Annotated in this window: 7 protein-coding genes; 5 read left to right on the top strand and 2 right to left on the bottom strand. The window is 73.4% G+C overall.

Annotated elements, in window-relative coordinates; all coding sequences use genetic code 11:
- Positions 1-305 precede the first annotated feature (305 nt).
- From BN12_RS18670 to BN12_RS18650, 5 genes are all read left to right on the top strand, one after another.
- Positions 306-1,136 carry a siderophore-interacting protein gene (locus tag BN12_RS18670; protein WP_048554848.1) on the top strand — a complete coding sequence of 277 codons (831 nt, stop codon included), beginning with the start codon at positions 306-308 and terminating at the stop codon, positions 1,134-1,136.
- Positions 1,137-1,210: 74 nt separating this feature from the next.
- Positions 1,211-1,471 (top strand): hypothetical protein, encoded by a 261-nt coding sequence (locus BN12_RS18665; RefSeq protein ID WP_048554846.1) that lies wholly within the window; start codon positions 1,211-1,213, stop codon positions 1,469-1,471.
- Between the two features lie 104 nt (positions 1,472-1,575).
- A complete protein-coding gene (locus BN12_RS18660) occupies positions 1,576-3,153 on the top strand; it encodes a cyclic nucleotide-binding domain-containing protein (protein WP_048554844.1) in 1,578 nt (525 codons plus the stop codon).
- 5 nt (positions 3,154-3,158) lie between these two features.
- Positions 3,159-4,040 carry a hypothetical protein gene (locus BN12_RS18655; RefSeq protein WP_157635562.1) on the top strand — a complete coding sequence of 294 codons (882 nt, stop codon included), beginning with the start codon at positions 3,159-3,161 and terminating at the stop codon, positions 4,038-4,040.
- 283 nt (positions 4,041-4,323) lie between these two features.
- Positions 4,324-5,178, top strand: coding sequence for an SGNH/GDSL hydrolase family protein (locus tag BN12_RS18650; RefSeq protein ID WP_048554841.1), 855 nt, complete (start codon positions 4,324-4,326; stop codon positions 5,176-5,178).
- Between the two features lie 3 nt (positions 5,179-5,181).
- On the opposite strand, the gene BN12_RS18645 is transcribed toward BN12_RS18650, so the two are convergent.
- Positions 5,182-9,180 (bottom strand): adenylate/guanylate cyclase domain-containing protein, encoded by a 3,999-nt coding sequence (locus BN12_RS18645; protein WP_048554840.1) that lies wholly within the window; start codon positions 9,178-9,180, stop codon positions 5,182-5,184.
- A 190-nt stretch (positions 9,181-9,370) separates the two neighbouring features.
- Entirely contained in the window at positions 9,371-10,654 is a 1,284-nt protein-coding gene (locus tag BN12_RS18640) for an IS110 family RNA-guided transposase (protein ID WP_235432332.1), read from the bottom strand.
- Positions 10,655-10,953: the final 299 nt, after the last annotated feature.

Genomic DNA, 10,953 nt, shown 5'->3' with positions numbered 1-10,953 from the left:
ACCTCGACTGCGCGGGACCTCTGCTGGGTCGAGGTATGCGGTGACGTTCGGGTGGGGTTGTCGTACCTCGACCGGGTGGGGGTCCTGGTGGGTGGAGGTAAGGGGGTGACGCTCGCGCGGGGTCGTTGTACTTCGACTGCGCGGGACCTCTGCCGGTCGAGGTATTCGCGTCCTCAGCAGGTCGACGTACCGCGACCGCCAGGGGTGCCCGAGGCAGCCGACGGGCGGCCGGGCGCACGGACCACCGAGAGACAGGGGTTAGGCTGACCTAACCCCTGTCTCTCGTTCCCATGGAGCCGTCCCGTATGCCCCCCGAGCGCCGACGCCGCGAGCGTCGCCAAGCCGTCCTCACCGTCCTCGCCCGCGAGGACCTCACGCCGCATCTCGTCCGGGTCGTCCTCGGCGGGCCGGGTTTCGCCGATCTCGGCGAGAACGAGCACACGGACCGGTACGTCAAGATCCTCTTCGCGGACCCCGCCCTCGGGCTCGAGCCGCCCTACGACATGGAGGCCCTCCGCGAGCGCCTCGACCCGGCGCAGCTCCCGGTCACCCGGACGTACACCCTCCGGTCGGTCGACCCGCAGGCCCAGACCGTGACCATCGACTTCGTCGTCCACGGCGACGAGGGCCTCGCCGGTCCGTGGGCCCGGGCGGCGCGACCGGGCGACCGGATCGCCGTCATGGGCCCCGGTGGCGGGTACGCTCCGGACCCCGACGCCGACCGGCACTTCTTCGCGGGCGACGACACGGCACTTCCCGCCATCGCGGCGGCCCTCGAGGCGCTCCCGGAGGAGGCGACGGGCACGGCATACCTCGAGGTCGAGGGACCCGCTGACGAGATCCCCCTCACGGGCCCGGGCGGCGTCGAGATCCGGTGGCTGCACCGCGCGGGGGCGACGCCGGGACCCGACGCGCCCCTCGCCCGCGCGGTCCGCGCGCACGACTTCGGCGACGGGCGTGTCCAGGTGTTCGCCCATGGCGAGCGGGAGGCCATCAAGGCGCTGCGGGCGGTCTTCGCCGACCGGGGCATCCCGCGGGCCGATCTCTCGCTGTCGGGGTACTGGGCGTACGGGAGGACGGAGCAGGTGTTCCAGGCGGAGAAGCGCGAGCCGATCGGCCAGATTTTCCCGGACTGAGCCCGCGGACCCCGCGAACCTGAAGAACTTCCGAAGGACTCGACGGCTCGCGGCTGCGTAGCGTTCGGGGGGTCATGAGTGCGGACCCCGGATACACCCCCGACCGCGGTCCGGCGGTGAGCCTGCCGGCCGATCGGTCCTTCGTCCTGCAGTTCAGGACGAGCTCGGGCATCGACGCGACCGGCCCGTGGGCAGGCCGCGTGGAGCACGTCGTCACCGGCGAGGCGACGCGGTTCGAGGACTGGGCCGGGCTGCGCGAGTTCATCGCGCGGATCCTCCGCGAGCGGACCCGGTCGCCGGACGGGGCGCGAGAGGGCGGGGTGCGGACCGATTGACGGCGGACGACGTACGTCGGCCTCGGTGGGTACCGGGGAGGGGTGGCGCGTCCGGCATCGGGGCGGTGCCGGACGCGCCACCCGGCCCCTCCGACGTCATGCGGGTGACCACCGGGTGGGCCCTGTCGGTCACCGCCGGGTTCGTCTGCCGGGTCGCGATGCTCGTGTGGGCGTTCGGAGCGGGCGGCGCGGGTCTCGTCGCGGCCTACGGAGTCGCGACGACGCTCCCCGGCGCGGTCGCGACCCCGATGCTCACCGCGTTCAGCGGAAGGATACGGGGTGACCGGATGCTCCGCGGCAGCCTCCTCGTGCGTACGGTCCTGCTCGCGGCGGGCGCGGCCTCCATGGCGCTCGCGGGCCCCTCGGCCCTCGTCGTCGCACTCGTGGCCGCCGCCGCCGCGCTCTCCGGGGCCTACCGCCCGGTCCAGGCGGCGATCCTGCCGTGGCTCGTGCGCACCCCCGCCGAGCTCAGCGCGGCCAACGTGCGCGCGACGATGATGGAGAATGCGGCGGGGCTCGTCGGCCCCGTCGTCGGCGCTGCGGCGATCGGGCTCTCCGACCCGGCGGCCACCCTCGCGGTGTCCGCCGTCACCATGGCGGTCGCCGCGACGGCGCTGCGTCGCCTCCGGACCCCCGAGCAGTTGGCCGGTACCGTCCGCAGCCCGCGGCGGATGGGGTCCGACGTGGTGGCGGGAGCGCGCTCGCTCACGACGGTCGTGCCGCCCGCCGGAGTCGTCGTCATGGGGTTCGTGCAGACGGCGACACGAGGGTTGCTCCTCGTCCTGACCGTCGTCCTCGCACTGGACATCCTTGCACTGCAACAGGATTCGGTGGGATGGCTAGCCGCGGCGACCGGCCTGGGCGGACTGGCCGGGGGCGTCCTCGCGGGCCGGGTGCTGCGTGTGACGAGGTTGTCGCGGTGCCTCGCGGCCGGGATCGCGCTGTGGGGGCTGCCCCTCGTGGTCCTCGCCCTCTGGCCCACGGCGGTCATCGCATACCTCGCCATGTTCGTCGTCGGCGTCGGGAACGCCGTCGAGGACGGAGCGCTGTTCACGCTCGTCCCCCGGGTCGTCGGACCGCGCAAGGCACCGGCCGCGCTCGGCGCCTTGGAGCTCGTCGTCTTCGCCGGTGCCGGGATCGGCGCGATCGCGGCCCCGGGGCTGTCGCGCAGGGTGGGGACCCTGCCCATCCTCCTCGTCGCCGGTGCGCTCCTGATGGCACTCGCCGCCTCGTATGCGCCGCGCTGCGTCCGGATGGACCGCTCGACTCCAGAGCCGGGTCCCGATCTGGACCTCCTGCAGGCGTTCGCCGTGTTCAGGCCCCTGCCGCTGGTCACCGTCGAGCAGCTCCTCGTGTCGGCCACGCGTCGGCGGTATGCCGGCGGCGAGCGGGTCGTCACGCAGGGCGAGCCGGGCGACGTCTTCCACCTCATCGCCTCCGGCGAGGCGGCCGTCACCGTGGACGGCCGACCCCGGCCGACGCTGCGGCGCGGTGACGGCTTCGGCGAGATCGCCCTGCTCCACGACGTTCCTCGCACCGCCACGGTCGCCGCCTCGGGTCCCCTGGAGACCCTCGCCTTCGACCGCACCGATTTCCTCGCCGCGCTCAGCGGCAACGCGAGCAGCGCCGCCCATGCCGAGCTGCTCGCGAGGACCCGACTCGACCGCGACACGGAGAGGTGACCGGCATGACGAAGGTGACCGGCATGACACGAGAGGTGAACATCATGAGACGGCTCGGCATAGCCTCCGCACTGCTCGCTGCGGCGCTGGTCCTGATCCCCGGCACGGCGGCGATGGCGTCGTCCTGCCGGGACTCGGTGAGCATCGTCGCCCAGCCGACGACGACGCAGCGGGACACCGCGATGACCCCGGCCGTCGTCGTCCAGGTGGAGGACCGTCGTGGCCACGTGGACACCCGCTTCAACGGATCCGTGACCCTCGGATACGCCGAGGACCCGGGTGGCGCGCCGCCGCCCGCGAACAACACCGTCCGCGCCGTGAGGGGGGTCGCGACCTTCCCGGCCCTCACCTTCTCCTCGGTCGGCTTCGGGTTCGCCCTCACCGCCTCGATCCAGGGCGCGACGAGCGCACCGTCCCAGGCGTTCGACATCGTCGACCAGCTCGTCCTGTGTTCCGCCGGCCAGACCTGCAGCACCGGCGTCGTCGCGTCGGACGGAACCTCGGGGTCCGCGGTCGGCGCCGCGTCCTCCTCGAGCGGCGTCCTGCTCGCGACCGGTGGCGGCTTCCCGGCGCTCAGCTGCACGACCCGTGGCGGGGTGCTCACCTTCACCTCCGACCGGGCGCTGCGGATCACCGTCAGCATCCCGGCGACGGGCGGTCACCGCGGGCCCGGTCCCGTCGACGTGTGCTGGGGTGACGACGACCCCTTCGTCACCGCGTCCGGGGCGCCGGCGGCCTTCAACCCCGCGAACGGCGACTACGAGGGGCTGCTGCCAGGGTGTCGCCCCTGCCCGACCCAGCCGTGCGTGCTGAGCCGCAACCGGGGTCACCACGAGGACACGGCCGTCGTCTACGCGCCGGCCGGTGACCCGCACATCACCTTCTGAAGACCGCACCGGTTCCCCGCGGGAGGGCTGCGGGGAACCAGCCGTCGCCCACGGGAGTGGGAGCCGGACGCCGGACCCGGCGGGCCGCCCATGGCCCGCATCGTGAGAGGAGACCGTCATGACGCAGCACCGGACCACACCACACCTGACCACGCCAGGTCCGACCACGCAGCACCGGACCACACGGCAGGGGTCTCGCGGGACGACACCGCGACCGCCCGACGCCCGAGTGAGCCGGGCTGGCTCCCCACCCGTCCGGACGAACGAGGTCGGGGGCCGCCCGGTGAGGAGACCGTGGATCGCCCGGCTCGTCACGCTGCTCACCCTCGCGGGCCTCGTCGGCGTCATGGGGGCCCTGGCAGCGGCCCCCGCGTCGGCGAGCACCCCCCGCGGGCACGCCTACTACCTGTCGCTCGGCGACTCCCTCGCGTTCGGGTACCAGCCGAACCTCGTGGCCCGAGGCGACACGAACCCGGCCCACTACCGCAGCTATGCCGAGGACTACGCCGCCATCACGCCGCGCCTGAGCCTCGTCAACTACGGCTGCCCCGGCGAGACGACGGGGACCTTCCTGACCGGCGGGTGCCCGTGGCCCGCGCCGCTCCACGACTCCTACGGAGCGGCCACCTCCCAGCTGGCGGCGGCGACGGCATTCCTCCAGGCGCACGGCAGCGAGGTCTCGCTCGTCACCCTCGACATCGGCTCCAACGACCTGCTGGCCCTCGTGTCCCGCTGCGAGGCCGGGCCCGCGGACCAGGTGCAGGCGTGCCTCGTCTCTGGCCTGCCCGCCGTCCTCGGCACGGTGGCCGTGAACATCACGACGATCCTGCAGACGGTCCATCAGCTCGCGCCGAACGCCCGGGTCGTGCTGTTCAACCTCTACAACCCGCTCGCCCTCCAGATGCCGACGAGCGACCAGCTCCTCGCCCTCGTCAACCAGCAGCTGGCACAGGTGGCGACGGCGAACGGTGCGCGGGTCGCGGACGCCTTCTCCGCGATCAACATCAAGGCCGGCTCCACCGCCGAGAAGGTCTCGCTGTGCCTGCTGACCTGGGAGTGCACGAGCTACCAGAACATCCACCCGAACACCCTGGGGTATGTCGCGCTGACGGCGGCGCTCACGCGCTCGGCCCGGTGAGCGTCAGCTCCGTCCGCTGAGGCTCACGGGGACGTCGCCCGAGGAGGTCAACGGGAGTGCCGGCACCGCGACGACGCCCAGCCGGTCGCCGAGGGCGATGCGGTATGCGACCTGATCCGGATCGCATACCCCATCGCCCTCGGCGTCGAGGCCGTCTGTGCGAGCCAGGGCGTCGAGCCGGGTGAGGGCGTCGAGGGCGAGCAGCTCCTCGTAGTCGGCATGCCGAGCCCGCGCAGCGTCCCGGCTCGACGCGAAGGCGGTTCTCGCGTCCTCGAGCCGGCCCTGCAGGGCCCAGGCGTACCCCCGCAACCGGTCGAGTGGCACGCGGATCGCGGGGTCGTCTGCACCGGCGGCGAGGTCGTCGATGCGGGCCATGGCCTCGCCGCCGCGCCCCTCGGCGAGCAGGCACTCGACGACGCGGACGTCGGTCGCGGCGACCTCACCAGGCTCGCCCGCCGTCGCGTAGGCGTCCCGGGAGGCCGCGAGGAGCGTCCGCGCCTCGGCGATCCGACCGGACCGCAGCGCCGTGCGACCGAGCACGCTGAGGGCGAACGCCGACTCCGAGAGGGCGCCGGAGGCCCGCAGCACCTCGGCGGCCGGTCGCGTCGTCGCGTCCGCCTCGGCACAGCGCCCCTGGTCGGCGAGGATCTCGCCGACGTTGCAGGCGGCGACGGCGGCGTTCCACTGGTCGCCGACGCGTTCGAAGGCCGCGACCGCGCCGAGGTAGTGGGCCCGGGCGTCGTCCCATCGGCCGGCGAAGTAGGCGCGGATGCCGAGCTGGTTCTGGGCTCGGGCCTCCCAGGCCAGGTTGCCGCGCTCCCGCCAGACGGCGAGCGCACGCTCCGCCCAGGGCTCGCCGTCGAACCGGCCACGGGCCACGTCGGCGGCGTCGAGCAGCTGCATCGCCTGGGCGAGGACGGCGCGCGCACCGGCCCGCGTCGCGACGGCGACGGCGGCCTCGCAGAGGTGCTCGGTCTCGTCGTACCGACCCTGCATCTGGCGCATCAAGGCGGCCTGGACGAGCAGCCGGGCGTCCTGCCGCATCGCCTCCGGATCCTCGAGGCCGGCGATCGCACGACGCCCGCGGGTGATCCACGCCAGGGCGCGGGAGAAGCCGTCGGTCCGGGCGACGACCTGTGCGGTCTTCAGGTGGAGCCGGGCCCGGGCGACCGGATCACCGGTGGATGCCCGGCGCGCCGCGGCGAACTCGCCGAGCCGGTACCGCACGTCGCCGCACGCCTCGGCGACTCGGGCGACCTCCTCCGGCGCCGGTGACGGCTCGCGTCGAACCGCCTCGAGCGCCCGAGAGAGGAGTGCCGCGGCCTCGGCGTTCGCGAAGACCGAGGCCGCCCGCTCGCCGGCGATCCGCGCGAAATGGGCGGCCGTCGCATACTCCTGCGCGTGGAAGCAGTGGTGCGCCAGGACGTCGGCCTGCGCCTCCGGCGCCGGCCGCCGCTGGAGGGCTCGAGCCAGTGCCGCATGGAGGAGTCGGCGGTGCCGGTAGGACAGGCCCTGGTATGCGACGTCCCGGACGAGCGCGTGCCGGATCCGCAGCGACCCGTCGAGGGCCGGCTCGACGAACCGCGAGAGCCGCTCCCACCGCTCCGGGGGCACCTCCTCGCCGAGCGTCTCGCGGAGAGCCTCGTCGAGCAGCTCGGTGTCGACGCGCATCCCGCCGGCCGCCGCTGCCCGCAGGAGCATCCGGTCCGCGGGCGCGAGCCGGTCGATCTCGGCGGCCAGCACGTCCTCGACGGACTCCGGCAGGTCCTCGGTGGTCTCCAGGGTGCCGGCGACAGGGATCAGCGCATGGAGGAAGAGCGGGTTGCCGGCAGCCCGCTCGACGACCGCCCGGCGCACGTGGGGGAGGAGCGGGAGGTCTCGCGTCTCCTCGGCGAGCAGCTCCGCGAGCTCGGTCGCGTCGAGCGGATCGAGCTCGAGCCGCTCGACCGACGGATCGAGGGATGCGACGTCGTCCCTCCCGGTGAGCAGGACGAGCCACGGGTGGTCGCTCACGTCGCGCAGCAGCCCGCCGAGCACGGCGGTCGACGCCTCGTCGGCGAGGTGCGCGTCGTCGACGACGACGAGGCTCGGCCCGGGCAACAGCGCCGTGACGAGCTCGACGAGCGACTCCTCCCGGCGCGCCCGGCGGAACTCGTCGGCGAGCGCATCGGCCTCCGGGGTCGGCGGCAGCTGAGCTCCGACGACGTCCCCGAGGAGCGGCAGCCAGGGGCCCAGCGAGGGCGCGTGCGTGCTCACCGCGGCGACGAGCGCGTCCGCCAGCTCCCTGCCCGGCTCCGCGGGCTGGAGCAGGTCGCGGAGGACGGCCTCGACGAGCGCATACGGCGTCTCGCTGCTGGACCGCTCGCAGCCGACCGAGAGCACCCGCGCGGGCGGTGCCTCGGCCTCGATCTCCGCGACGAGGCGGGACTTCCCGATCCCCAGCGGTCCGGAGACGAGGACGGCCGCGCCGTGTCCCGCACGAGCCGCGGAAAGGAGCTCGCGCAGGTGGCCCAGCTCCCTCGTCCGGCCCGCGAGCGGTCGGTTCGTCGACGGGCGGCCGGCGGTGAGGGGCCGGCCGTGCGCCGGATGGGCCTCGCCGATCTCGACGGCCGTCACCGGGGTGGACTTGCCCTTGACCCGGAACGGCGGCACGGGGGCGCACGCGAAGGCCGCCCCGTGGGTGCCGAGGACGGCCGGCGTCGCGAGCAGCTGTCCCGGTCGAGCGTGCTGCATGACCCGGGCCGCGAGGTTCACGACATCGCCCTTGACGGAGTACGTGCGCTGCTCGGGCGGCCCGAACTCGTCGGCGAAGACGCGGCCGGCGTTGGCACCTGCCCGCAGGTGCAGCGGTCCCTGGTGGCCGAGGATCGTCCGGACGACGGCGAGGAGTCGCTCCCCGTCGTGGGCCTGGCTCTGCGGCGCGCCCGCCGCGAGGAGCAGCCGGCCTCCGTCCGGGCAGATGTCGGTCTCGAGGAAGGTCACGGCGTGCCGGTGGCACGCCTCCTGCGCCACGGCGACGAGATCCTGCAGCGCCTCCCAGACTCCACCGCGGCCGTGTCGCCGATGCACCGCGGCGACCCCGGTGAACTCGACGAAGGCGACGGCGGCCCGGCGGTGCTCACCCTCGACCGCGCCGGCCGCGAGGAGCTCGCGCAGAGTGGCGGGGAGCAGGGTGGCGGGGTCCAGATCCGGTATGCCGAGGGCCGGTATGCCGAGGTCCGTCGACGTCCGTGGACCGTCCGGACCCTGGGCGGCCGTCGCTCGCTGGGGCGAAGCGGCCGTCGGTGGGTGGAGTGGGGCGGCCGTCGCTCGCTGGGGCGAAGCGGCCGTCGGTGAGTGGAGTGGGGCGGCCGTCGGTCGGTGGAGGAGGGTGCCCGTCTCGTCGACGGTGCCGGGGTCGAGCAGCCGGGCCGTCGCCCGGCTGAGGACGATCTCGCCGGTGCCGGCCCGGCTCTGCATGCGTGCCGCCTGGCCGGCCGTCGCACCGACCACGACGAGCTCCCGGTGGACCGTCCCGACGAGGTGGAGCTCGAGCTGGCCCGTGTGGACGCCGACCGACAGCCGGAGCCGGACCGGCCCGGCCGTCGCCGACACCCGTCCCGCGCGGCGCAGCGACGCGCGCATGTCCCAGGCGGCGGCGGCCGCCGCCGTCGGATGGTCCTCGCCTCGGAAGAGCAGCAGGATCGCGTCCCCGCACCACTTGACGAGCTGCCCCCCGTGACCGTGCGCGATTCGGAGCAGATCGGTGAAGACGTCGCTGAGCAGGTCGCTCGTCTCCTCGGCGCCGACCTTCCCCGCGCTCGCCAGCCGCTCGGTCAGCGCCGTGAAGCCCGCGACGTCGGCGAGCACCACCGTGCCGTCCACCGCGCGGTGCCGGGCGGTCGGCGACGCCCGGAGCCACTCGACGAGCACGCCCGGCAGGTAGGCCGCGAGCCGGTCGCCGCCGCTCAGGTCGCTGTTCGACCGTGTCATCGCCCCGTTGGTCATCGCTCCGCCGGTCATGGATTCTGCTGATCGTCGATTCTGCCCGTGTCGTCGCCCCTGCCGGTGGCCCGCCCCATCGTGCTCGTGCGTCGTGCTCGTGCGTCGTGCTCGCCTTCGTGAGCGCCACGTCCTCCCACGCTACGGGAAGCGGTGCGGAGGACGGGCCGAGGCACGGCATACTCGGGGAGAGCCCATGAGAAGCCCTATGTCAAGCCGCCTCGGTTTGGGTTTTGAGGAGGCGTTGGAGTGCTTGGTGGTTTTGGGGGTTGTAGGCGAGGTGGTCTTGCCAGCAGTGCCAGATGATGGTGAGCCAGGCTCGGGCCAGGATGCGGGCGGCGTGGGCGTGGTCGTGTCCACGTGTTCGGGCGCGGTTGTAGAGGTCGGCGGCCCAGGGGTTGGCGTGCCGGGAGTCGGCGGCGAAGTCGATGACGGCGTCGCGCAGTTGCTTGTCGCAGGACCAGCGGAACCCGACGACGCGGCTCTTGCCGGACTGGCGGGTCGAGGGTGCGGCGCCGGCGAGGCAGGCCAGCGATTCGGGGGTGGGGAAGCGGGCTCGGCAGTCGCCGATCTCGGCCAGGAGGCGCGCGGCGCGCACGGTGCCGGATCGGGGCAGGCTGGTGAAGATGTGGGCGTCGGCGTGCGTGTCGAGTTGGTGGCCGATCTGGGTGGAGAGGGTTTTGATCTGCTCGACCAGGGTCTGCAGCAGCGCGACGTAGCTGGCGGTGATGGCCGCCTGGCTGGCGGCGTACTCGCCGGTGGCGCCGCGGGGGGCGTCCAGGAGGCGTTGGTGCAGGACGGCAGGGTCGACCTTGCCGGAGTAGCCCTGCTTGGCCAGCCAGTCGCCGAGGCGTTTGGGCGTGAGCCAGTCGATGCGGTCTTGGGTGTCGAATCTGGTCAGGAACGCCAGAGAGATCTCGGAGTCGATGTCTTTGAAGAGTCCTACGGCGCCGGGCAGGATGTTGCGCAGGTGAGCGCGGAGCTGGTTGGCTGCCGCGACGCGGTGTTTGACCAAGTCCTTGCGGGCCCGGCACGCACGACGCAGCGCGGTGGTGGCCTGGGTGTCCGGGACCAGGGGCCGCAGCCGGGCTCGGTCGGTGCGCAGGGTGTCAGCCAGGACATAGGCGTCGAACCGGTCGTCCTTGTTACCGGCCGAGCCGTAGCGGCCGCGCAGGTTCTTGACCTGGTTCGGGGAGATCACTACCACGGTCAGGCCGGCGCCGAGCAGGGCATCGACCACGGGACCGTCAGGACGTTCGATGGCGACCTCGCCGACGCCATGACGGCCCAGGAACCCGATCAGGTCCCGCAGGCCGGCGCTGGTGTGGGGGGTCAACGTTGCCGCGGCCTGTCGGCCACGGCCATCGACGATGCATGCGGCGTGGTCATCACGTGCCCAGTCGATGCCGGCGGTCACGTCGTTGGCCGCGAACTCCGGCAGGCAGCCGGTACCGGTGGACGGTTCACTACTTCGGGCGTTGCTGGCAGACTTCACGTCAGCCTCCTCGCTGCTAGACCCAGTGGGGAGGCACCCTCATCTCTCGATGGCTCGGGTGGCCACGGTGCCGAGACGTGCCTGCCGGTTCGCTCACTGATCGGCACTCGCAACCAGGAATCCTGGTCTTGGTGCGCAGCCCTATCGACGGTCCACACGTCCCGGGCAACCCCCAGATCCTGCACATCTCATGGTGGACGTCATCGGCGTCAAGCGAGCAGGGCAGTGACCTGGCGGCACCCGGGGTGCATCGACGCTCCATCTGAGAACGCCGACATCAGGAAGGTAGACCAGTGAGC

The sequence above is a fragment of the Nostocoides japonicum T1-X7 genome, assembly GCF_001046855.1.
GTDB classification, from domain to species: domain Bacteria; phylum Actinomycetota; class Actinomycetes; order Actinomycetales; family Dermatophilaceae; genus Nostocoides; species Nostocoides japonicum.
This window is presented reverse-complemented; position numbering and strand designations above follow the sequence as displayed.

Bases quoted from the DNA above. Each gene is read 5' to 3' on its own strand.
- BN12_RS18670 (WP_048554848.1), top strand. From the start codon at position 306: ATGCCCCCCGAGCGCCGACGCCGCGAGCGTCGCCAAGCCGTCCTCACC.
- BN12_RS18665 (WP_048554846.1), top strand. From the start codon at position 1,211: ATGAGTGCGGACCCCGGATACACCCCCGACCGCGGTCCGGCGGTGAGC.
- BN12_RS18655 (WP_157635562.1), top strand. From the start codon at position 3,159: ATGACGAAGGTGACCGGCATGACACGAGAGGTGAACATCATGAGACGG.
- BN12_RS18645 (WP_048554840.1), bottom strand. From the start codon at position 9,180: ATGACCGGCGGAGCGATGACCAACGGGGCGATGACACGGTCGAACAGC.